Origin of the sequence: Williamsia sp. Leaf354 (assembly GCF_001424365.1) — a bacterium.
In the GTDB taxonomy this organism is placed as follows: Bacteria; Actinomycetota; Actinomycetes; order Mycobacteriales; family Mycobacteriaceae; genus Williamsia_A.
Genome location: NZ_LMPL01000004.1, coordinates 380,497 through 403,165, shown reverse-complemented (window position 1 = coordinate 403,165; position 22,669 = coordinate 380,497). Strand labels below are relative to the sequence as shown.

General features: G+C 69.3%; 22 protein-coding genes and 1 pseudogene. 7 read left to right on the top strand and 16 right to left on the bottom strand.

All coding sequences use genetic code 11. The features are described from left to right. Positions 1–27 precede the first annotated feature (27 nt). Together ASG12_RS16380 and ASG12_RS16375 are read right to left on the bottom strand one after the other, a co-directional pair. Complete coding sequence (locus ASG12_RS16380; protein ID WP_055791846.1) at positions 28–1,176, bottom strand: macrolide family glycosyltransferase; 1,149 nt, start codon at positions 1,174–1,176, stop codon at positions 28–30. 54 nt (positions 1,177–1,230) lie between these two features. Beyond that, positions 1,231–1,608: a nitroreductase family deazaflavin-dependent oxidoreductase gene (locus tag ASG12_RS16375; protein ID WP_055791843.1), complete on the bottom strand. Its 378-nt coding sequence runs from the start codon at positions 1,606–1,608 to the stop codon at positions 1,231–1,233. Positions 1,609–1,702: 94 nt separating this feature from the next. Between ASG12_RS16375 and ASG12_RS21340 the strand changes: the two are divergent. Beyond that, positions 1,703–2,864: pseudogene (locus ASG12_RS21340) on the top strand (HNH endonuclease). Here ASG12_RS21340 and ASG12_RS16360 read toward each other — a convergent pair. Together ASG12_RS16360 and ASG12_RS16355 are read right to left on the bottom strand one after the other, a co-directional pair. Beyond that, positions 2,861–3,664 carry a HugZ family pyridoxamine 5'-phosphate oxidase gene (locus ASG12_RS16360; protein WP_443089102.1) on the bottom strand — a complete coding sequence of 268 codons (804 nt, stop codon included), beginning with the start codon at positions 3,662–3,664 and terminating at the stop codon, positions 2,861–2,863. The pseudogene ASG12_RS21340 and the gene ASG12_RS16360 sit on opposite strands and share 4 nt — an antisense overlap. Before the next feature lie 2 nt (positions 3,665–3,666). Next, positions 3,667–5,343 carry an FAD-binding dehydrogenase gene (locus tag ASG12_RS16355; RefSeq protein ID WP_055791834.1) on the bottom strand — a complete coding sequence of 559 codons (1,677 nt, stop codon included), beginning with the start codon at positions 5,341–5,343 and terminating at the stop codon, positions 3,667–3,669. An 89-nt stretch (positions 5,344–5,432) separates the two neighbouring features. Between ASG12_RS16355 and ASG12_RS16350 the strand changes: the two genes are divergently transcribed. Genes ASG12_RS16350 through ASG12_RS16345 form a run of 3 tightly spaced genes read left to right on the top strand, consistent with a single transcriptional unit; the run spans position 5,433 to position 6,996 of the window. Next, positions 5,433–6,335 carry a ribokinase gene (locus tag ASG12_RS16350; protein ID WP_055792243.1) on the top strand — a complete coding sequence of 301 codons (903 nt, stop codon included), beginning with the start codon at positions 5,433–5,435 and terminating at the stop codon, positions 6,333–6,335. Between the two features lie 57 nt (positions 6,336–6,392). Beyond that, entirely contained in the window at positions 6,393–6,551 is a 159-nt protein-coding gene (locus ASG12_RS21780; RefSeq protein WP_156378142.1) for a hypothetical protein, read from the top strand. Next, positions 6,538–6,996 (top strand): NUDIX domain-containing protein, encoded by a 459-nt coding sequence (locus ASG12_RS16345; protein ID WP_055791831.1) that lies wholly within the window; start codon positions 6,538–6,540, stop codon positions 6,994–6,996. Before ASG12_RS21780 ends, ASG12_RS16345 begins: the two co-directional genes overlap by 14 nt. A 9-nt stretch (positions 6,997–7,005) precedes the next feature. Here ASG12_RS16345 and ASG12_RS16340 read toward each other — a convergent pair whose 3' ends face one another. Both ASG12_RS16340 and ASG12_RS16335 read right to left on the bottom strand, forming a co-directional pair. Further along, positions 7,006–9,156: a heavy metal translocating P-type ATPase gene (locus ASG12_RS16340; RefSeq protein ID WP_082502068.1), complete on the bottom strand. Its 2,151-nt coding sequence runs from the start codon at positions 9,154–9,156 to the stop codon at positions 7,006–7,008. 13 nt (positions 9,157–9,169) lie between these two features. Continuing rightward, complete coding sequence (locus ASG12_RS16335) at positions 9,170–9,454, bottom strand: DUF1490 family protein (protein ID WP_055791828.1); 285 nt, start codon at positions 9,452–9,454, stop codon at positions 9,170–9,172. A 186-nt stretch (positions 9,455–9,640) separates the two neighbouring features. On the opposite strand from ASG12_RS16335, the gene ASG12_RS16330 reads away from it, so the two are divergent. Further along, a complete protein-coding gene (locus tag ASG12_RS16330) occupies positions 9,641–10,918 on the top strand; it encodes a S8 family serine peptidase (protein ID WP_055791826.1) in 1,278 nt (425 codons plus the stop codon). Positions 10,919–10,959: 41 nt separating this feature from the next. After that, positions 10,960–11,193, top strand: coding sequence for a hypothetical protein (locus tag ASG12_RS21775; RefSeq protein WP_045821948.1), 234 nt, complete (start codon positions 10,960–10,962; stop codon positions 11,191–11,193). On the opposite strand, the gene ASG12_RS16325 is transcribed toward ASG12_RS21775, so the two are convergent. Next, positions 11,114–12,109, bottom strand: a complete 996-nt coding sequence (locus tag ASG12_RS16325) for a DMT family transporter (protein ID WP_055791822.1) — start codon at positions 12,107–12,109, stop codon at positions 11,114–11,116. The two genes, ASG12_RS21775 and ASG12_RS16325, sit on opposite strands and share 80 nt — an antisense overlap. Here ASG12_RS16325 and ASG12_RS16320 point away from each other — a divergent pair. Continuing rightward, positions 12,108–13,517 carry an aminotransferase-like domain-containing protein gene (locus ASG12_RS16320; protein ID WP_055791819.1) on the top strand — a complete coding sequence of 470 codons (1,410 nt, stop codon included), beginning with the start codon at positions 12,108–12,110 and terminating at the stop codon, positions 13,515–13,517. The two genes, ASG12_RS16325 and ASG12_RS16320, sit on opposite strands and share 2 nt — an antisense overlap. A 10-nt stretch (positions 13,518–13,527) precedes the next feature. On the opposite strand, the gene ASG12_RS16315 is transcribed toward ASG12_RS16320, so the two are convergent. From ASG12_RS16315 to ASG12_RS16275, 9 genes are all read right to left on the bottom strand, one after another. After that, the gene (locus ASG12_RS16315) at positions 13,528–13,815 is read right to left on the bottom strand and encodes a hypothetical protein (protein ID WP_055791817.1); all 288 of its coding nucleotides are present in this window, start codon (positions 13,813–13,815) and stop codon (positions 13,528–13,530) included. After that, positions 13,812–15,203 (bottom strand): MFS transporter, encoded by a 1,392-nt coding sequence (locus tag ASG12_RS16310; RefSeq protein ID WP_156378141.1) that lies wholly within the window; start codon positions 15,201–15,203, stop codon positions 13,812–13,814. The genes ASG12_RS16315 and ASG12_RS16310 overlap by 4 nt, the downstream gene beginning before the upstream one ends. Before the next feature lie 26 nt (positions 15,204–15,229). Beyond that, entirely contained in the window at positions 15,230–15,682 is a 453-nt protein-coding gene (locus ASG12_RS16305) for a VOC family protein (RefSeq protein WP_055791810.1), read from the bottom strand. Positions 15,683–15,757: 75 nt separating this feature from the next. Then, complete coding sequence (locus tag ASG12_RS16300; protein WP_055791809.1) at positions 15,758–17,125, bottom strand: aspartate aminotransferase family protein; 1,368 nt, start codon at positions 17,123–17,125, stop codon at positions 15,758–15,760. Further along, positions 17,122–18,150 (bottom strand): TIGR03842 family LLM class F420-dependent oxidoreductase, encoded by a 1,029-nt coding sequence (locus ASG12_RS16295; RefSeq protein WP_055791807.1) that lies wholly within the window; start codon positions 18,148–18,150, stop codon positions 17,122–17,124. The genes ASG12_RS16300 and ASG12_RS16295 overlap by 4 nt, the downstream gene beginning before the upstream one ends. Before the next feature lie 15 nt (positions 18,151–18,165). After that, positions 18,166–19,587: a dihydropyrimidinase gene (gene hydA / locus ASG12_RS16290; protein WP_055792235.1), complete on the bottom strand. Its 1,422-nt coding sequence runs from the start codon at positions 19,585–19,587 to the stop codon at positions 18,166–18,168. Between the two features lie 28 nt (positions 19,588–19,615). Further along, complete coding sequence (locus ASG12_RS16285; RefSeq protein WP_055791804.1) at positions 19,616–20,464, bottom strand: nitrilase-related carbon-nitrogen hydrolase; 849 nt, start codon at positions 20,462–20,464, stop codon at positions 19,616–19,618. Positions 20,465–20,539: 75 nt separating this feature from the next. After that, a complete protein-coding gene (locus ASG12_RS16280; RefSeq protein ID WP_055791801.1) occupies positions 20,540–21,160 on the bottom strand; it encodes a LysE family translocator in 621 nt (206 codons plus the stop codon). A 94-nt stretch (positions 21,161–21,254) separates the two neighbouring features. Continuing rightward, a complete protein-coding gene (locus ASG12_RS16275; RefSeq protein ID WP_082502067.1) occupies positions 21,255–22,640 on the bottom strand; it encodes a glycosyltransferase 87 family protein in 1,386 nt (461 codons plus the stop codon). Positions 22,641–22,669: the final 29 nt, after the last annotated feature.

The window sequence follows — 22,669 nt, the reverse complement described above, 5'->3', positions numbered from 1 at the left end:
CCAGCAGGCGCCGCCGACGGTGAGCTTCTAGGCCAGGAACTGCTCGATCGCGTCCGCGGCGGCCGCGACACCGCCGTGGGCGCGGACCTCGGCGCTGACCTCGCCGGCTCGGACGGAAAGACGCTCGGCGGCGGCGACGGCGTCGGAGAGCGTCTGGGCGGTCACCTCGGCCTGCGACAACTGCACTCCCACTCCGAGTTCGACGAGCATGTCGGCGTTGCCGAACTGATCGACGGCCGCAGGGATCGCCACGGTGGGCACCCCGAACCACAGCGATTCGGTGCAGCCGCCCATCCCCGCGTGGGTGATGAACACCGACGCGGCGTCGAGGACCGCGAGCTGCGGGACGTGCTGATGCACCTGCACGTTCGGCGGGAGTTCACCGAGGTCTGTGGGGTCGACGCGGTGGCCGATGGAGATGACCACCAGCCAGTCGGTGCCGGCGAACGTGTCGATGCACAGACGGTAGAAGTCGGGTTGTTCGTTGAAGCCGGTGCCGAACGACACGTAGAGGATCTTCCCGTCGGGTGGGGTCCAGCTGCGATCGGCCAGGCGCACCGGGTCGAGACACGGTCCGACGAACTGCACATGGTCGCCGACGCGATCGGCGTGCGGCTGCATCACCCTCGGGATGAGCGACAGGCAGTGCTCGGGATAGGTGATCCAGTCCCACGGGTCGGTGTCGATACCGTTGCTGCGCAACCACTCCGCATACACGTCGTGGTATCGCACGCCGGTCGCCGAACTGCGCAGCGGACCGATGGCGTCGGCGAGATCCTCGGCGTACCCGTCCCACGCCACGTACGCGGGTGACAGCTGGACCGCGGGTACGCCGTAACGCTCACCGAGCACGGGTGCGGCCATACCGCCGATGTCGTAGAGAAGCAGATCAGGTCGATCGTCGTCATAGAAACCGGTCAGCACAGGGAACGCCGCGATCGTCTCGTCGAGGAACACGTGCATCGCCGACGCCGGATCGTCGGGCCACGCATCCTGGCCCTGCGGGAGAACCGACTCCCACGACACGATCTCGACGCCGTACGGCTCGACGATCGACGCGGCCGATCGGCCCACCGCGTAGGTGATCCGATGTCCGCGTCGCACCAGTTCGGCGATCACGGCCAGCGACGGGTAGATGTGGCTGGGGGCTGTCGTGCCGATCATCGCGATGTGCATGGATCCGAGGGTAGGTGGCCGATCGCAGACTGCGCGAGCCGTTTTCGACAGGTGCTAGATGCGTGGGCCGATGGTCGCGACGAGTGTCCAGGTGCCGGCACGGGTGTATCTGCCGGCGACCCCGCTCGCGGTGATCTCCTCTGCAGGAACCACTCTCGGGTCGACGAGCTCATGGCGTCTGCCGGCCCGTCTGATCTCGCCGCCGTTCGCGGCAATCAGGTTCTTGACCCACTGAGTGCGTGGGCCGTAGAGAACGGGTATCGCGAATCCCTCGGGTGTGTGGAAACCGACGACGGGCGTCCGGTACGCACGCCCGGATGTCCGGCCGGTGTGCAGGACGACCGCCCACGGCGGGATCAGCCCCGCCCACAGACCCTGCACGCGATTTGTCACGTGCTTGTTCACGATCGCGACCACACCCGGGATCTGCATGGTGGCTCATGCTAGCCGCGAAGATTCGTCGCGGCATGTGTCGGTGAACGCAGGTATACTCGAACATGTATTCGATGGATGATTCGGGGGGATCATGGACACCACGCAGGACGCAGGAGTGGTTGCGCTGCAGGCGGTCTTGTCGTCTCTTGGCGACCTCCCACCCGCGGACACCGAAGCGTCGGCGGTCGACCAGATCGCACTTCTCGAGTCGGCGAAGGCGGCATGTGCTGCAGCGCAGGCAAAGCAGACCATGCGCCTCGAGGAACTGCGTCTCGAATCGGAGACCGCCGCCGGCGTACCCAGGGCTCGCCAGGGTCGTGGGTTGGCGGCAGAGGTCGCACTCGCACGCAAAGCCTCCGGCTCTGCTGGTGGTCGGCACCTCGGGTTCGCGCGTGCGTTGATGCGCGAGATGCCCTACACCCGTGCGGCGTTGGCGTCCGGTGCGCTCACCGAGTCCACAGGCAGTGGTCGACCGGCACGCCCAGGCGGCGAAAGATCGTCGGGTGTCGACCCGACCCGCGCCCGACGGGATGGTGCGGCTGTCGGCGTTGCTGCCGTTGGTGTCGGGGAGCTCGGTGTACGCGGCGTTGAAGAAGCATGCCGATGCCACCGTTGGCGTCGACGACCGCACGCACGCGCAGGTGATGGCCGATGCTCTCGTCGAGCAGATCACCGGTGCCGCGACGGTCGACGCTCTGCCGGTGGCGGTGAACGTCGTGATGTCCGACGAGGTCTTGGCCGGGAACGGCAGTGCGGCCGCCCATGTCACCGGGTACGGACCGATCCCTGCGCACACCGCTCGCGGTCTCATCGCCGAGTCCCTCGACGCCGACGTGGCCACCACACTGCGCCGCGTTTACAAGGCCCCGACGAGCGGCGCGCTTTTCGCGATGGACTCCACCGCGCGTCTGTTCCCGACCGGGCTCAAGCATTTTCTCGACCTGCGTGATGAGTCGTGTCGCATCCCGTACTGCGACGCTCCGATCGCCGAATACGACCACGCTGACCCCTACGCATGAGGCGGACAGACCAATGCCCGCAACGGCCTCGGCATGTGCGCGAGCCACAACCGCGCGAAACAGAACCCCGGCTGGACAGTCGTCACCGACGTCGACACCGGCCGACATACAGCCACTCTCACCACACCCACCGGGCACAGCCATGTCTCGCGCGCGCCGGCACCGCCGGGCCACCACGATCAGCCCGTCAGTCTCGTCGAACGACAACTCCGCGCGTTGCTCGACGCCGCCTAGCTGCGTGCCCGCTTGGCCAGTTCGACGGTGGCCGCACGGAGATCGTCGATGGAATCGATCGGCGCCGCGTATCCGACACGGGTGTAGGCGATCCCGCGGGGCGTCGACACCTTGAGATCCAAGCCGTAGCGATCCGCCGCGGTGCACGTCGCGCCGGTCGCATCGGGGAAGCCGCCGAGTGCCTGGGCCATCGCGGTCAGTGAGTCCGCGTGGTCGTCGTTGAGGTGATCGATCGCGCCGGCCGCCTTCGGCGACACCGCATCGGGCTGCGCCGCCAGGTAATCCGCAGCCGAGGCCGAATCCATCCGGCCGTAGCCGCCCACCCAGCGCACGCGCTCCACCCGCAGCACCCACAGGGTGAAGTCGCTGTAGTCGATGTAGTACTTCGCCGCCGCCACCGCCGCGAGATGCGCCTCGCGTGCCGCGGTGTACTCGTCGCCCGTGGGGCGCTCGACCCGACCGGCGAGCGTGATCCGTCCGCTCGCGAGCGGATCGGGATCGGTGGTGGGGGCGACGATCGCGAGACTGGCGCGCGCATCGCCGGAGAGATTGCGACCGTGCTCGGCCATGTGCGAGACACACAGCACCGGTTGACCGTCGAGCAATCCATAGGTCACGTACGAGGCCCAGGGCTCACCATCGGCGGTGAGGCTCGCCAGCGTCGCCGTCGACGTGGAGGCGGCGATGGTGCGAGCCTCCTCTGCGGCACTCGGCCGCGCGTCGTTCGTGACCGGTGTCAACGGTGCGGGCACCGAGGGTGCGTCACCGGGATCGCCGTGATCGCGCAGTGTCTCGGCCACGGTCAGTTGCCTCCCAGTGCTGATGCGGCGGCGCGTCCGGCGGTGCGCCCCGAGAACAGGCAGCCACCGAGGAACGTGCCCTCCAGCGAGTTGTACCCGTGCACCCCGCCGCCGCCGAACCCGGCGGCCTCGCCGGCCGCGTAGAGGCCGTCGATCGCGACACCCTCGGAATCGAGGACACGGGAGTCGAGGTCGGTCTGGATGCCGCCCAACGACTTTCGGGTGATGACGTGCAGCTTCACACCGATCAGCGGGCCGTCCTCGGGGTCGAGGATCTTGCCGGGCGCGGCGGTTCGGCCCAGCCGCTCACCGATGAACGCCCGCGAATTGCGGATGGCCATGATCTGGCTGTCCTTGCTGTAGGCGTTGTCGAGCTGGGAATCGCGGGCCTCGATCTGTTCGCGGATCGCCAGCGAGTCGAGCAGCTCGGTGTCGGTGAGCTTGTTCATCCCCGCGACGAGCTCCTCGAGGGTGTCGGCGACCACGAAGTCGGCGCCGCGGCGCATGAACGCATCGACCGGTCCCGGTGCCGACGAGCTCAGGCGCTCGCGGGCCATGGCGAGCTTGCTCTTGCTGGTGATGTCGGGGTTCTGCTCCGATCCCGACAGCGCGAACTCCTTCGCGATGATCCGCTGGTTGAGGATGAACCACGAATGGTCGTGCTCGGCGATGTCGGGTGTGGTCCGCAGGTGCTTGAGGGTGGCGAGGGTGTCGAAGCCAGGAAGGCACGGGTCGGGGAGTCGTCGACCCAGTGCGTCGAACCACATCGACGACGGACCCGGCAGGATCCGGATGCCGTGAGAGGCCCAGATGGGGTTCCAGTTCTGCACGCCCTCGGTGTAGTGCCACATGCGATCCCGGTTCACCAGGCGCGCGCCGGCCTGCTCGGCGATTCCGAGCATCCGGCCGTCGACGTACTCCGGGACACCGGTGATCATCGTGGAGGGTGCGGTGCCGAGACGCTCCGGCCAGAACTCGCGCACCAGGTCGTGGTTGCCGCCGATACCGCCGGTCGTCACGACCACCGCCTGGGCCCGCAGCTCGAAATCACCGATCACCTCCCGCGAGGTGGGTGCGCCACGCACGGCACGGTCGGGTGCGAGGACGGTTCCGCTGACACCGACAACCGCGCCGCCCTCGCGGATGATCGCGTCGACGCGATGGCGGTGGTGAAAGGTGAGGGTGCCCGCCGCGGCGGCGCGGTGCGCGTGGGCGATGAACGGCTCGACCACACCGGTACCGGTGCCCCACGCGACGTGGAAACGCGGCACGGAGTTGCCGTGGGCATCGGCGCGCAGACCACCGCGCTCCGCCCACCCGACGGTCGGCAGGAACTTCACACCGTGGCCGTCGAGCCACGGACGCTTCTCTCCGGCGGCGAACTCGACGTAGGCGCGGGCCCACTGCACGGCCCAGGAGTCCTCGTCGTCGAGCCGGTCGAACCGGGCGCTGTTGCGCCAGTCCTGCCAGGCGAGATCGAACGAGTCCTTCACACGCAGTCGGCGCTGCTCGGGACTGTCGACGAAGAACAGCCCTCCGAACGACCACCAGGCCTGACCACCGAGATTCTCGGCGTTCTCCTGGTCGAGCAGCGCGACACGGTGCCCGACACTGGTGAGTTCGTGGGCAGCGACGAGACCCGCGAGGCCTGCTCCCACCACGATGACGTCGACGTCCACGCTGCACCCCTGTCGGTCTGTGCGTACCTGCGATCCTCGATCGAGACTACTGCGCGGCGCGGCGGTGGTGAACGGGCATGATCGCTCGCATGGCGGGTGCAGCACAGGGAACCGGGACGGTCGTCGTGGTCGGCTCGATCAACGTCGACGAGGTGGCCGAGGTCGAGCGGATCCCGCTCCCGGGGGAGACCGTGCTGGCGACGGCGTCGCGACGCAATGTCGGCGGCAAGGGCGCCAACCAGGCCGTCGCCGCCCGCATCGTCGCCGACGAGGTCGCGTTCATCGGACGGGTCGGAGCCGACGCGCACGGTGACTTCCTCCGCCGCGGCCTGCACGATCACGGCGTCGACGTCGCGATGCTCGTAGCGGTCGACGGCCACGAGAGCGGTGCGGCCCACATCACGGTCGCCGACGGCGAGAACACGATCGTGGTGGTCGGCGGCGCCAATCGGGCCTGGGACCGCCTCGACGAGTCCGAAGCGGCCCGCGTCGGCGCCGCAGCCGTCGTGGTGTGTCAGCTCGAGATCCCGCCCACCGTGGTCGACGACACGGCCGCCCACACGCGAGGTCGGTTCGTCCTCAACGCCGCACCCGCCGGGCCCGTGTCGGCGCCGACGCTCCGGCGATGCGACCCGGTGATCGTCAACGAGCACGAACTCGCCGAACTCACCGGCCAGGCGGTCGGCGACATCGCGTCGGCGACCGCCGCGGCGACCGCACTGCGCGAGCAGGGTGCGCTCAGCGTCGTCGCGACCCTCGGCGCATCCGGCGCCGTCTGGGTCACCGACGACGGCAGCGGGCACAGTCCCGCGCCGACGGTGCGGGTGGTCGACAGCACCGGGGCGGGCGACCTGTTCGTCGGCTTACTCGCCGGGCGCCTGGCGACGGGGGAGCCGATGAACATCGCGGTCGCCGATGCCGTCGGCGCGGCATCGGTGTCGGTGGGTGCGGCGGGCACCATCGACTCCTATCCGGTGCGCGGCGAACTCTGAACGGGGCGCGCCGACGTCTGATTTGGTCCACGGGCCGCGGCGGTTCAGGATGATCCGATGCTGACTGTGATCGTCCTCACCGCGGTGGGGTCGTGGGGCGTCGTCTCCCCGGTGGCGGCGGTGCTGATCGGTTCGATGATCTCCCTGCGCGATGTCGGTCCGTCGCCCGCCGCGCCACCGCCGGCCACCGTGAGCGACCTGCATGCCCCGGCGTAGCGCCGGGCTCCTGATCCATCGCGGCACCGGCGACGGGATCGAGGTCCTGCTGGGCCACCCCGGCGGTCCGTTCTACGCCCGCAAGGACGACGGGTCCTGGTCGATCCCGAAGGGCGAGTACACCGACGAGGATCCCCTCGACGCGGCCCGACGCGAGTTCGTCGAGGAGGTCGGCATCGCGGTGCCCGACGGCCCTGCGGTCGACCTGGGTGAGGTGCGTCAGTCGAGCGGCAAGATCGTCACCGCATGGGCCGTTGCCGGAGACATCGACGTGACCGTCGCGGTCAGCAACACCTTCGAGATCGAGTGGCCACCGCGGTCGGGAACGCTGCAGAGCTTCCCCGAGATGGATCGCGTCGAGTGGTTCGACCTGCCGACCGCGGACACCAAGATCCTTGCCTCACAACGGCCGTTCCTCGAGCGGCTGCGCGCCGCCGTCACCTGAGGTGCCGGGTCAGACGGTCGCCGGGTCGAGGCGGTGTCGGATGAGGCGCGAACTGTTGGTCACCACTGCCACCGACGACGCGTTGTGCAGGATCGCCGCCAACACCGGCGACAACGCCCCACCCGCACCGACGAGCAGGCCCACGGCGTTCACCGCGATCGACATCCCGTAGTTCTGGCCGATGAGATCGACCGTTCGGCCACCGAGTTCACGGACATCGACCAGACGCCGCAGATCGTCGCCCGCCAGCGCGATGTCGGCGGCCTCGACCGCGACATCGGTGCCCCCGAGGCCCATCGCGATCCCGATGTCGGCCGCGGCGAGCGCCGGTGCGTCGTTGATGCCGTCGCCCACGACCGCCACCACGTGGCCTGACTCCTGCAGCGCGCGCACCGCCTCGAGCTTGTCGTCGGGCAGCACCTCCGCGCGCCACTCGTCGATGCCCAGTTCGGCGGCGACCGCGGCGGCGGTCACCGGGTGGTCGCCGGTGAGCATGACGATGCGGGTCACCCCGACCGCGCGGAGATCGTCGATCACCTGCGCGGCCTCGGCGCGGACCTCGTCACGCAGACTGATCAACCCGACGAGCTCACCGTCGACGGCGAGCAGCAACGGGGTCTCGGCGCGGTGGCGCAGATCGTCGACCCAGCGGTCGGCGTCGTCGGTCACCGCGACGCCCTCGCCCGACAGGAACGACGGACTGCCCAGCAGCAGGGTGCGTCCGTCGGCGCGTGTCCGCATGCCCAGCCCGACGAGCACCTCGCACTCCTCATGCGGCGGGATGGCGATGGCACGTTCCTCGGTGGAGCGGATCACGGCCTCGGCCAACGGATGTCGGGAATGGATCTCCGAACTGGCCGCGTAGGCGAGGACCTGCTCGGGCTGCCACGCATCGTGGAAGGAGACGACGTTGGTGACGACCGGGCGACCCTGGGTGAGCGTTCCGGTCTTGTCGAACACGACGGCGTCGAACCGGCCGGCCTGCTCGAGATGCGACCCGCCCTTGATCAGGATGCCGCGCCGCGCTCCATTGCCGATGGCCGCACTGATCGCGGTGGGGGTGGCGAGCCCGACCGCACACGGGCAGGCGATGAGCAGCATCGTCATGGCGCGGCGCACGTCGAGGGTGACGGCAAAGGTCAACGCCGACAACGCGAACGACGCGGGCACGAAACGGCGCGAGAAGTTCTCGCCGACGGTCTGGATCTGCGCGCGGTCGTGCTGGGCCTCCTCGACGCGGGAGATGATGCGCCCGATCGTCGTGTTGTCGCCGACGGCCTGCGCACGCAGCACCAGTCGACCGGTCACGACCACCGAGCCCGCGAAGATCTGGTGACCCACCGCCACCGCGACCGGCAGGCTCTCTCCGGTGATCGCCGACTGGTCGACGAGGGCGTCGCCGTCGACGACCACGCCGTCGATGGGGACCGCGACGTGGTCGTGCACGACGACCTCGTCACCGACCTGCAGCGTCTCGATGCCGACCTGGACCTCGGTGCCGTCGGCACCGCGGACCCAGGCCGTGTCCTGGTTGCCGCGCAGGAGGTCGGAGATGGCGCGACGGGTGCGCCGCAGTGTGAGGTCCTGCAGGAACTCGCCGATGTTGAGCAGCCACAGGACCGTGAGCGCGACAACGTTCTCGCGCAGCAGCAGACTGGCCACCGTCGCCGCCGACACGAGGGCGTCGGTGCCCGCGGCCCGACCGCCCCGCAGCGAGCGCAGCGCGCCGCGCAGGAACGGGTAACCGGTCACGATGGTGACGCCGGTGGCGGCCAGGCGACTGGTGGGCCCGAGCAGCTGCGGGCGACGCAGCCCGTAGCGCCGGAAACCGAGCAGCACCAACGCGACACCGCCGATGCTCATGCGCAGGATGTCGCCGCCGGCGACCTCCGCCGAGTAGGGGGCGCGTGCCGGGAGCAGATCGGTGGGGGTGTCGTGGGCGGCGGCGACCGCGGTGAGCACCTCGGGGACGGCGACCTGACCGGTGCGGTACCAGACCACCACCGACGCCGATCGCGGATAGGCGTGCACGGCGCGGACACCGGCGAGCCGCAGTACCGACTCCTCGATGGCCACCGCGCCGGTGGTGGTGCCGCGCAGCCAGTCGACGCGGACACGCAGCCGTCCGGCGGCGTCGGACAGGACGACCGGGGATGTCACAGCGGTGACCGGCTCAGTGCTGGTGATCGTGGCCGGTGTCGGCCGCCCCGGGCGGGGTGACCTCCTCGCCGATCCGGCCCTTCGCCTCGGCCACGACGTCGGCGACCGCGAGCCGTGCGTTCTCGGCGGCGGCCTCGGCCTTGCGGGTGCCGCGCAGGCCCCACGAGGTGAGGACCACCGCGGTGTCGCGGGGCGAGGACTTCGCGTACGCCTTGCGGGCCAGGTCGTAGGCGGCCGCACCGACCGCGCCGGTCACCACCGTGGTCACCGCTTTTCCGAGAAGGCCGTGCAGGGGCATCGTCGCGCATCCTTTGCTGGGGGGTCACCGGTCGCGGAACGATCCCGCGACTGCCGACAATCTACTCGATGCGGCGACGCAGCAGCGTTGTCGGAGCGCCCTATTAGGGTATGTGCATCAGTTGATGACTCGTGGAACGCAGGTCACCGACGACGATCGACAGCGACGGATCGAGAAGGGGAATCGATGATCGAGAACACGGGTACCGCCGGCGCAGGCGACACCGGACGCCGGATCGTCGTCTTCGCTCCCGGCGACGGAAGTGACACCTACGCAACCACTCTGCGTTCGGTGGCGGGCTTCTCCGAGGTCGCCTCGACGCGGGACTACGAGGGTCAGGTGCTCGACGTCGACCAGAGCCGGTCGGCGCAGGCGACGATCTTCGCCGAACTCGGCGTCGCGATCGTCGACGCCGACGCCGATCAACTCGCCGCACTGGATGCGCAGTGCTCGCCGCAGGGATCGATCCGGTTCATCGAACCCGAACGGGTGCAACGGATCCGGACCGCTTCCCCCGATTACCTGCGGGGCTACCGCGACGGCGTCAGTGACCTCACCGATCGCCTCACGGGCGCGGGTGTCGCCGCTGCCTCACCCGCCGGCCCGTTCGCCGACACCGACGAGTTCACCTGGGGACTGCAGGCGACCCGGGTGCCCGCCTCGGCGGCGACCGGTGCCGGCATCAAGGTCGCCGTGCTCGACACCGGTGTCGACCTCACCCACCCCGACCTCGCCGGCCGGGCGATCACCGCGCAGTCGTTCGTGTCCGGTGAGCAGCCGCAGGACGGGCACGGGCACGGCACCCACTGCGTGGGGACGTCGTGCGGACCGCAGCGCCCGACGACCGGCCGTCGCTACGGCATCGCGTTCGAGGCGGAGATCTTCGTCGGCAAGGTGCTCTCGAACGACGGCGGCGGCCCCGACGCGGGCATCCTGGCCGGCCTGAACTGGGCACTGGCCAACGGGGTCCACGTGGTGTCGATGTCGCTGGGCGCCGACGTGGACCAGGTGTCGCAGGCCTACGAGACGGTGGGTCGTCGCGCCCTGGCCGCCGGAACCCTGATCGTGGCCGCTGCGGGCAACAACGCGAACCGCCCGACCGATCCCGGATTCGTCGGCGTCCCCGCCAACAGTCCGTCGATCATGGCGATCGCCGCGATCGACACCGCGCTCGCCGTCGCCCCGTTCTCCGCGCGGAGCAGTGCCGTCGACGGTGGTGGCGTCGACGTGGCCGCACCCGGTGTCGACGTCTACTCGTCGTGGCCGGTGGCGGTGGACCCCAAGCGCTACAACACCATCAGCGGCACCAGCATGGCGACGCCGCATGTCGCGGGCCTCGCCGCGTTGTGGGCGCAGAGCACCGGGCGCCGCGGTCGCGACCTGTGGTCGACGCTCACCCAGCAGACGCTGCGGCTCGACGCCGCCGCGTCGGATGTGGGCGCGGGAATGGTCCTGGCCCCCTGAATGACCCCGTGTACACAGACGGGCTCCGTAGACTCTGGGCCATGACCGAGGTCACCATCACCGTCGACGACGACCACCTCGCCTCCATCGACGAGGTGGTCGCCGCGGTGCGTGCGAGCGGTGTTCAGGTGACGCAGGTGCACGCGGCCATCGGCATCATCTCCGGGACGATGGCCCCCGATGCCCGCCACGCACTCACCGCGATACGGGGAGTGGGTGCGATCGAGGAATCGCCGCAGTTCGGTGTGGCGCCACCGGATTCACCGATCCAGTAGTCCGCGAACGACTACGGACGGCGCCGCGCGCACACCCGATGATCACGGCGCCACCGACGATCATCGCCGCTGTGACGGGTTCGCCGAGCAGCGCCGCTGACCACACCAGGCTCAGGACCGGCTGGACCAACTGCACCTGGCTGACCGCGGTCATCGGTCCCAACGCCAGCCCGCGGTACCAGGCGAAGAACCCCAGGAACATGCTCACGACACCGAGATAGGCGAAGGCCGCCCACTGACCCGAGGTGGCGCGGGGAGGGTCCACGATCCATTCGATCGCCGTCGCGGTCGTCGTCACCGGTAACGCGGCGACCAGCGCCCAGCTGATGGTCTGCCAGGCACCGATCTCGCGAGCCATCAGGCCGCCCTCGGCGTAGCCGATCGCGGCGAGGACCACCGCACCCAGCAGGTACAGATCGCTGATCGTGGGCGCGGACAGTGCGCCGTGGGCGGCGAGGGAATACCCGACGACCGCGACCGCACCGACCGCGCTGAAGGTCCAGAACCGTCGCCCGGGCCGTTCGCCGGTGCGGATCACCACGACCGACGCGGTCACCGCAGGGAGCAGACCGATGATGACCGCGCTGTGGCCCGCGGTGGTCGTCTGCAGCGCCAGCGACGTCAGGACGGGGAAGCCGGCGACGATGCCGAGGGCGATCACGGCCAGTCGTGCCCACTGGGTGCCACGAGGAGCACGGCTGCGCGTGACGAGCAGGGCGATGGCGGCCAGGACGCCGGCGACGACGGCTCGGGCGGTACCGACGAACAGAGGGTGCAGCCCCTCGACGGCGATGCGTGTGAACGGGACGGTGAAGGAGAACGCCAGCACGCCGAGGAAGCCGAAGGCGATGCCCGACGACCCCAGCCGCGATAGCGGACCCCTCGAGGTGTCGGTAGCGCTATTCTCTGTACTCATGGGTAACGATAGCAGTGAGCGGATCGTGCGTCACCTGCGTGACGTGGTCGCCGAATCCGGGCCGGGCGGCCGCTTGCCGTCGACCCGGGTGCTGGCCCGCAGGTTCGGAGCCGGACCGGTCACCGTGCAGAAGGCCATCGGTCATCTCGTCGCCGAGGGATCGGTCGAGACGCGGCCGGGGGCAGGCAATTTCGTCACCCGGCCCCCGACGGCACGGCGCGCTCTCGAGGTCGACTGGCAGACCACGGCGCTCGGCCCCGAACGCAGCGGTCCCTCACCGATCGGGTCGACATTGCGGGGCATCGACCCCGACACGATCGCCATGCACGGGGGATACCCGGCGATCGACCTCATGCCGATGCGCGACGTGCGATCGGCACTGACACGCGCGGCGCGGTCGGACGAGGCGTTCGACCGTCCACCGGTGACCGGGGTCGCCGAACTGCGCGCGTGGTTCGTGCGGGAGCTGTCCGCCGACGGGGCGTCCGGATCCGGCCGGGGTCAGCCGTGGCGCGAGTCCGACGCGGTCATCACCTCGGGCGGTCAGAGCGCGTTGTCGGCGGTGTTCCGCGCGCTCGCCGGACCGGGGGAGTCCATCGTGATGGAGTCACCCACCTACTGGGGTGCCATCGCCGCGGCACGACAGGCCGGACTGGTGATCGTGCCGGTCGCGCGGACCACGCGGGCGCCGTCGGCCGACGACCTCGACGAGGCGATGCGGGCGTCGGGCGCGCGGCTCTTCTACGCGCAGCCCAACTTCGCGAATCCGACCGGCGCCCTGTGGACCCCCGACGAACGACGCGCGATCCTCGACGTCGTCGCCGACCGTCGCGGGTTCCTCGTCGAGGACGACTGGGCCCACGACTTCGCCATCGACGCCCCGGTGGCGCCGGTGGCGGCCGACGACACCGACGGTCACGTCGTCTACATCCGGTCGCTGACCAAGTCGGCGTCGCTGGCCCTGCGGGTCGCGGCGGTGATCGCACGGGGGCCGGCGCGCCAGCGCATCGCCAACGCGCTCGCCGTCAGCGACCTGTACGTGTCACCGATCCTGCAGCGCGCCGCGCTCGACGTGGTGACCCGGCCGGCGTGGCGCACCCACTGCACCCGGTTGCGGCGGGAACTCGTCGAGCGCCGCGACCGACTCGTCGCCGCGATCGGTGACCATGCACCCGGGCTGGAGATCACGCACATCCCGCGCGGTGGACTGAACCTGTGGCTGCGACTGCCCGAGGACGTCGACGCGGAGGTCTTCGCCGCGCGCAGTCTCGCTGCGGGGGTGTCGATCTCACCGGGAGCCGAGTGGTTCCCGGCCGCGGTCGCCGGACCCTACATCCGGTTGAACTACGGCAGCGCCGACCCGACGCGGCACGTCGAGGCCGCCCGCATCCTCGAGTCGTTGCTGTGAGGCGCGAGCGTCAGCGCTCGAGCAGGGCGCTGCCCGTGCCGGTGAGCGCGATCATGAAGAACGCCAACAGCAGCCAGCTCGCGCCCTGCCACACCTGCCACGTGCCGCCGGTTCTGTAACAGGTGTACGTGCGTCGCAGGGCGCCGACGGCGCCCGCCAGGATGATCAGCGGGAACACGACGATCATCACCGTCGGCACCTGGTCGTAGAGCAGCGCGGCGACACCGATGAACGCGAGCGCGACCACCACCACGGCCAGCACGTAGAGACCGGCCGAGCGGATGGTGGTGGTGTTCACGGGGAGGTGCCTCCAGGGGTGGGGGTGGCGATCGTCGCGTCGGCGGACAGTCCGGTACTGCGGTGCCCGAGAACGGCGACGTTGACCATCAGCGCCACCATCGCCGCGGCCACCAGGGTGAACACGGGTCCCGATCCGTTCGCGTCGAGGAACGGCAGCAGGATGAACGGCAGCACACCGGTGGTCAGTTTCGACAGCGAGTACGCGGCTCCGGCCGCGGTACCCCGGATGGCTGTGGGGTACGAATCGGCCAGATACACATGGTAGGCGTTCGAGAAGAGGTTGCTGGCCATCGTGTACAGCACCCCCGACACCACGATCGCCCACGCCGCGCCCGCCACACCGAACCAGATGCCGAACGCCGCCATCAGGCCCGCCGAGCCGATCACCAACCATTTCCGCTCGACGCGTTCGACGATCGGGATGGCGAGGATCGACCCCAAGGGGTAACCGAGATACGTCGCGGCCACGAATCCCAGCGAGGTGACCAGGTCGAAGCCCTTGTCGAGCAGCACGATCGGGGCCAGGGTGCCGAACCCGTAGTAGCCGAACACCTCGAGGATCGACAGGATCCACAGCATGGTGGTGCGCCGCCCGAGGGGCGGACGGAACAGCGCGGCGGGGGAGACCTTGCGCATCGGGGTGACCTGCAGGTGGGGGTCGGGGTCGGCGAGGGTGTGACCGGCGTCGATGGCCTGCTGTTCGAAGCGTCGGCAGATCTCGTCGGCCTCGGCGTGCCTGCCCTGCGTCTCGAGCCAGCGCGGCGACTCGGGCAGGCCGCGGCGGACCAGCCAGACCGCGAACGACCCCAACGCGCCGAGGACGAACAGCCAGCGCCACCCGTCGATCCCGAACGGGTCGATGGGCACGAGCCAGCGCGCGAGCAGGCCGACGGTCGGCACACCGAAGAACGCGATCGTGTACGCCCACGAGATGAACTTGCCGCGCACGTTCTTCGGCAGGAGATCCGACAGGTACGAGTCGGCGAGCGCGAACTCGGCGCCGATACCGATGCCGGCGATGAACCGCGTGATCACCAGGAACGTCGCGTTCGGGCTGAACGCACCGAGCAGGGAGAACAGCGAGTACACCGCGAGGTTGATCATGAACGCGCGGCGTCGCCCGACGCGGTCGGCGTACCGACCCATCACCGCCGCGCCGAGGAATTGCCCGAGGAAGGCCGACCCGAGCAGCAGGTTCAGCTCGTTGCGGCTGAGGTCGAGCTCGGTCTTGAGCACCGAGGAGATCGTCGCGGCGAGGAAGTTCTCGTAGAGGTCGAAGAACAGCCCGAGGCCGATGACGCCCGTCGCGACCCAGTGGGCGCGCACGATCGGCAGGCGGTCGAGACGGGCGGCGACGCTGACGGAGGGGGTCTGCAGGTCAGTCACTTTCCCAGACTAAACACCCGCCCACCTCACACGGCGGCGACGGCCGCCTCGAGGTCGGCGACGACGATGCGGGTCATCGACATCATCGCGCCCATCGCCGCGCGCGCCCGCGCCGGATCGGGATCGGCGAGCAGTTCGGGGAGGCGGGCGGGCACGATCTGCCAGCTGAGTCCGAAGCGATCCTTGAGCCACCCGCACTGCGACTGTTCTCCGCCGTCGAGCAGCGCGTCGTAGTAGCGGTCGGCCTCGGCCTGGTCGGCGCAGTCGATGGTGAACGACACCGCTTCGGTGAACGGGAACATCGGGCCGGCGTTCATGGCGAGGAACCGCTGGCCGTTGATCTCGAAACTGGCGGTGGTGACGGCGTCGCCGGCTGTGCCGACGTGGTGGACGGTCATGTCGTCGAAGACGCTTCGATAGAACTCGAGGGCGGCCTCGAGGTCGTCGTCGAACCACAGTGACGGGGTGATGGCGGCCATGGTGGTGCTCCTGTCGGTCGAGATCGGCGGTGTCCGGAGATACCGACTCGCCTTGTCCGCCGAACTCATCGGCGCTCAGACCACGTGACGGTCGGCGAGGTCGAGGACCTCGTCGAGAACTCCCATCGCGTGGCTGAGGTCGTCGTCGGAGGTGACCAGCGGCGGCGCGAGGTGGATGCGGTTGAAGTGGGTGAACGGCCACACCCCGCGCTCCTTGAACGCACCGACGAGTTCGGTCATCGGGGCCGCGGCCGCACCGGAGGCGTTGAACGGCACGAGACCCTCGCGGGTCGCCGGGTCGCGGACGAGTTCGATCGCCCAGAAGAACCCCATGCCGCGGATCTCGCCGACCGACGGGTGGTTGCCGGCGATCTTCTCCAGGGTGGGGCGGATGAGGTCCTCGCCGGTGGTGCGGACACGGTCGATGACGCCGTCGGCCTCGAACGCCCTGATCGACGCCACCCCCGCCGCACAGGCCAACGGATGGCCGCTGTAGGTGAGGCCGCCTGGATAGGGCGTATCGGCGAAGTGGTCGGCGATGCGCGATCCGATGACGACACCGCCGAGCGGGACGTAGCCGGAGTTCACGCCCTTGGCGAAGGTGATGAGGTCGGGCGTGACGTCGAAGGCGTTGACGCCGAACCACTCTCCGAGACGGCCGAACCCGACCATGACCTCGTCGGCGATGTAGACGATGCCGTACTCGTCGCATAGGGCGCGGATACCGGCGAGGTACCCCGGCGGCGGGACGATGACGCCGTTGGTGCCGATGACCGTCTCGATGATGATCGCGGCGATCGTCGCCGGACCCTGCAGCTCGACCACCTGGCGCAGATGGTTCAGTGCCGCAACGCCTTCGGCCTCGATCGAGTCGGTGTTCCACGGCGACCGGAACGGATACGGGCCGAAGAACCGGGCGACGTCGTTGCCCGTGGGCTCGGCGCGCCATCGGCGGGGGTCGCCCGTCAGACCGATGGTGGTGCCCGAGGCACCGTGGTAGCTGCGGTACATCGCCAGCACCGTCGACCGGCCGGTCGCCACCCGCGCCATGCGGATCGCGTGCTCGTTCGCCTCGGCGCCGGCGTTGGTGAAGAACACCTTGTTCAGGTCGCCCGGTGCGCGCTCGGCGATCAGGCGGGCCAGTTCGCCGCGCTTGTCGTTCGCGAACGACGGGGCGATCGTCGGCAGGATGCGGGCCTGTTCGCAGATCGCGTCGACGATCGCGGGGTGGCCGTGGCCGGCGTTGGCGTTGACCAGCTGCGAGCCGAGATCGAGGTACCGGTTGCCGTCGTAGTCCCAGAACCAGGAGCCCTGCGCACCGGCGATCGGCAGCGGATCGATCTGCGCCTGCGCCGACCACGAGTGGAAGACGTGGGCGCGATCGTCGGCGCGGACCTGCGCGCCCGCGGCGGGATCGGGGGTGGGGACGAAGGTGTCGGTCATGGCCTCATTGTGCCTCGCGACAGCGCAGGCATGACATGCGCGCCGTAGGCCTCCAGCGTCGCGGAGTTGGCGTCGTGTTGCAGGTAGACGGCGAACTGGTCGACGCCGAGCTCGCGCAGCTCGGCGAGGCGGGCCACCTGCGTCTCGGGCGGACCGATGATGCAGAAACGATCGACGATGTCGTCGGGCACGAAGGTGGCGTGGGTGTTCCCGGCGCGGCCGTGCTCGCTGTAGTCATAGCCGGTGCGCCCGGCGATGTAGGAGGTGAGCGCCTCGGGGACCTCCGATGTCGCGCCGTACCGGGTGACGATGTCGGCGACGTGGTTGCCCACCATCCCGCCGAACCACCGGCACTGCTCGCGGGCATGAGCCATCGCGTCGGGGGAGTCATCGGCGGTGACGTACGCCGGTGCCGCGACGCAGAACCGGATCGCGGCGGGGTCGCGTCCGGCGCGTTCGGCGGCGGCCCGCACCTGCCCGATCATCCACACGGCGATGTCGGGGTCGCCGAGCTGCAGGATGTAGCCGTCGGCGACCTCGCCGGTGAGCGCGAGCGCCTTCGGACCGTAGGCCGCGACCCACACCTCGAGGGAGGAACCGTGACTCCACGGCAGTCGCAGCGTGGTGCCGTCGATCTCTACCTCGCCGGAGTTGCCCAGCGCACCGATCACGCGGATCGATTCGCGCAGGGTGGCCAGCGTGCTGGGCCGTCCGTCGAGGGTGCGGACCGCGGAGTCCCCGCGTCCGATGCCGCAGATGGTGCGGTTGCCGTACATCTCGTTGAGTGTGGCGAAGGTGGAGGCGGTGACCGTGGGCTCACGGGTCGCGGGGTTGGTCACCATCGGTCCGACGACGACCCGTTCGGTGGCGGCGAGGATGGCCGAGTGGATGACGTACGGCTCCTGCCACAACAGGTGGGAGTCGAACGTCCAGACGTGGCTGAACCCGAGTTGTTCGGCCCGCACGGCGAGGTCGATCACCTCCGACGCGGGCGGATTGCACTGCAGCACGACACCGAGATCCATGGGGCCCCTATCTCGTCACATGAGGTTCTGCGACAGGCCGCGTCTGATGAACGTGCCGTGGCCCGCGGCGCCGAGGTAGGCGCCGTCGTCGATCACGATGCGCCCCCGCGAGATCACGGTGTCGACGTGGCCGTCGATCTCGAAACCCTCGTAGGCGGAGTAGTCCATGTTCATGTGATGGGTCTTCTCCACGCCGATGCTGGTGTGGCCGTTCGGGTCGTAGATCACGATGTCGGCGTCGGCGCCGGGGGAGATGATGCCCTTGCGCGGGTACATTCCGAACATGCGCGCGGGTGTCGTACAGCAGATGTCGACCCAGCGTTCGAGTGAGATCCTTCCGTCCTGCACCCCCTGGAACATGAGGTCGATGCGGTGCTCGACCGAGCCGATCCCGTTGGGGATCTTCGAGAAATCCCCGACGCCCATGTCCTTCTGGTCCTTCATGCAGAACGGGCAGTGGTCGGTGGCGACCGCGGTGACGTCGCCGGTGCGGATGTAGCGCCACAGCTCGTCCTGGTGTCCTTCGGCGCGGGGGCGCAGCGGTGTCGAGCAGACCCATTTCGCGCCGTCGAAACCCGGTGCGCCGAGCTGTTCCTCGAGCGATAGGTACAGATACTGCGGGCATGTCTCGGCGAACACGTTCTGCCCGTTGCCCCGAGCCGTCGCGATCTGCTCGAGGGCCTGTTTCGCCGAGACGTGCACCACGTACAGCGGTGCGCCGGTGAGGTGGGCCAACATGATCGCGCGGTGGGTGGCCTCCTCCTCCATCTGCCAGGCCCGCGAGGTGCCGTGGAAATAGGGGGAGGTGTCGCCGCGGGCGAGGGCCTGCTCCACCAGGACGTCGATGGCGATGCCGTTCTCGGCGTGCATCATCATCAGCGCACCGAGTTCGGCCGCGGACTGCATTGCCCGCAGGATCTGACCGTCGGTGGAGTAGAAGACACCCGGGTACGCCATGAAGAGCTTGAAGCTCGTCACGCCCTCGGAGACGAGTTCACCCATGGCGCGCAGTGATTCGGCGTCGACCCCGCCCATGATCTGGTGGAAGCCGTAGTCGATGGCGCAGTTGCCCGCCGCCTTCTCGTGCCAGGTCGCGAGGGTGTCCTGCAGGCGCATCCCCGGATTCTGGACGGCGAAATCGACGATGGTGGTGGTGCCGCCCCACGCCGCGGCCCGGGTGCCGGTCTCGAAGGTGTCGCTGGCCTGCGTGCCACCGAATGGCATCTCCATGTGGGTGTGGGCGTCGACGCCACCGGGGATCACGTAGCGGCCGGTGGCATCGATGGTGGTGTCGGCGGTGGCGGCGAGATCCGCACCGAGAGCGGTGGATCCCGGCGCGAGCAGCGCCACGATCGTCTCACCGTCGACGAGGACGTCGAGATCCTGGACACCGGTGGAGGACACCACGGTCCCGCCGTGGATGAACGTGGTCGACATGGTGGTCGTCCCTTCGATCGTGGCGGTGTCAGGGGGCGGTGAGCGGACCGTAGGCGTCGGGGCGCCGGTCACGATAGAACGCCCACCGGTTGCGGACGGTCTCGATGAGGCTCAGGTCGAGGTCGCGGACGATGAGCTCGGGCTCGGTGTCGGACCCGACCTCACCGACGAACTTGCCCTCGGGATCGACGAAATAGCTGGTGCCGTAGAAGTCGTTGTCGCCGTAGTCGGCTTCGATCCCGACGCGGTTGATCGCCGCCACGAAGTACTCGTTGGCCACCGCCGACGCGGGCTGTTCGAGCTTCCACAGGTAGCTCGAGAGGCCGCGGCTCGTCGCCGACGGGTTGTAGACGATCTGTGCGCCGGCCAGCCCGAGGGCGCGCCACCCCTCGGGGAAGTGCCTGTCGTAACAGATGTAGACGCCCACCTTGCCGACGGCGGTGTCGAAGACCGGCCAACCGAGGTTGCCGGGGCGGAAGTAGAACTTCTCCCAGAACCCGGGCAGCTGCGGGATGTGGTGTTTGCGGTACTTCCCGAGCAGCGTCCCGTCGGCATCGATGACGACCGCGGTGTTGTAGAGGAACCCACCCTGTTCGCGCTCGTAGATCGGCACCACCATGACCATCGACAGCTCGCGGGCCAGATCGCAGAACGTGTCGGTGGTGGGCCCGGGGATCTCCTCGGCGAACGAGTAGTACTTCTGTTCCTGCACCTGGCAGAAGTAGGGGGCGTTGAACACCTCCTGGAACCCGATGATCTGCGCTCCCTGCAGCGCCGCCTCGCGGGCGTAGTCGACGTGCGCCGCGATCATCGTGTCGCGTTCACCGGTCCATCGGGTCTGGACGATGGCAGCCCGAACGGTCTCGTTCTCGCTCATCACGTGATTCTGCGCTCCGCCGGGTTTCGGCGGGATTGCATTGGCGTAAAACGATCGCGCTACGAGGCCACGGGGCTACTCCGTGGCGAGGCGGACGCCGAAGGCGATCAGAGCCGCCCCGGTCACCCCGTCCATGATGCGGCGGATCCGGGTGCGGGTGAACAGTTCTCGAGCTCGGTTGACGCCGTAGACGACGCCGGCGAGGTACGCGGTGCCGATCACCGGGAACGTGACGGCGTACATCGCGATCGCCGCCGGCGACGGGTCGGTCCCGAGGAACTGTGGCAGCACGGCGAGGTAGAACGCGATGACCTTGGGGTTGCAGATGTTGGAGATGAAACCCTGCCGCAGGCCCGCGATGGCCGGCGACGACCCGCCCGCGGCGACGGTGTCGTCGGAGTAGACGCCCTTCCGCGCGCTGCGCAGTGCCTGTACCGCGAGGAACAGCAGGTAGGCCGCGCCGACGTACTTGATGGCGAGGAACAGCGGTTCGACGGTGACGATGAGGACGCCGAGGCCCGCCGCGGCGGCGATGCTCTGCACGAAACTGGCGGTGCTGATGCCGGCGAGGCACCAGCCACCCCGACGTCGCCCGCCCTGCAGGGTGTTCTTGATCGCGACGGCGGTGTCGGGTCCGGGCAGCAACGTGAGCAGCGCGGCGAGAGCGAGGAAAGCCCCGTACGACGTCCAGTCCATGGCGCCACGATAAGTCGGACGCACCGTCGGGGCCAGCCGGGATCACATGATCATTGCTGCCCACTCGATGCGATTACCTGCCCGATCGACGGCGTTACCTGCCCGATCGACGGGCATGACTGCCCAGGCGGCGGATGTGGGTGACGGTGGTCGCGGCGAGGGTGAGCACGGCCATGGCCATCACCCCGGCGTAGATCTGCAGCGACGTGTCGCCCTGGCCCGAGGTGTAACCGTCACCGCCGCTGCGGTTCCCACCTATTCCGCCACCCGCACCGCCGGACGGGCGGCCACCGCCCATGCCCGCGTCCGGGCGTGGGCCGCCTCCGCCGGGGCCGCCGCCGGGCCGCCCTCCGAACCCACCGCCGGCCTGATCGCCGGTGAGGGAGTCGAAATAGCCTCCGAACGAGGCGATCTGGACGAGGATCGGGATGATCCAGTACCGCATGGGCAGGTAGAACGCCACGATGACGGTGAGCACCTCGGCCATGTAGAAGTACCGCTCGTGCATGGCGGGGAGGAAGAACGGCACCACCACCGCACTGGTTGCGACCGCCAGGAGGATGGCGGTGTCGTCGAGCACCGGCTTGTGGCGCAGCGCGTAGAGCAACGCCGCGGCGGTGAGTACGCAGACCACACCGACACCCGCGTACGCGATCCAGGTGACGTTGCCGCCCAACGAGATCCACTGATACAGGTTCGGCGCACCCAGCGTCAGCTGCTTGTACGAACCGGTCTGGTTCACGTACACGCCCAGCACCTCGCCGATCGCTGCACCGACCAGCAGCGGCGGGATGTCGAGCAGCAGCATCACCGCGGGGATCGCGAGCAGCGACCGCCACGGTATCCGGCGCCGCAGCACGAGGAAGGCGACCACCGGGATGAGGAAGATCGCCTGCAACTTGAACGACAGTGCGAGGCCGATGAACACGCACGCGAGCCACGGCCGACGCCGCAGGAGGAAGTAGACCCCGCCGACGGCGAAGGCGGAGTAGATGCCGTCGGCCTGGCCCCAGTAGGAGCTGTTGGCGACCACGGTCGGCAGGAACAGGATCAGTCCGAACACCAGGGCCCTGGGCCAGAACGAGGGATACCTCAGTCCGACGATGCGATAGGCGAAGAAGGCGAGCACGAAGTCGAACGCGATCGAGATGCCCTTGATGCCGACCAGCGCCGGGATGTGCAGGTAGGTGAGTATCGCGATCAGGTACAGGTACGGGTAGTTGTAATCGGCGAACGACTCGGAGAACGCCGCGAAGCCGCCGTTGTCGGCGATGTGGGTGTACCAGCGGTCGAGGAACGCGGTGAAGTCGAGACTGCGGTGGTCGAGGAAGGCCAGTCGCAGGCCCAACGCCGCGACGGCGATGACCACGAGCACGGCCGCGCGGACGAGTCGGGAGCGGTCACCTCGAGGTGCGGGTGGCGTCGTCGGCGCGACGGCCGCGCGGGGTGGCGCGGCCGGGGTGGCGGCATGGCTGGTCATGGCACCCACGATGACGCAGGAGTCTGGGA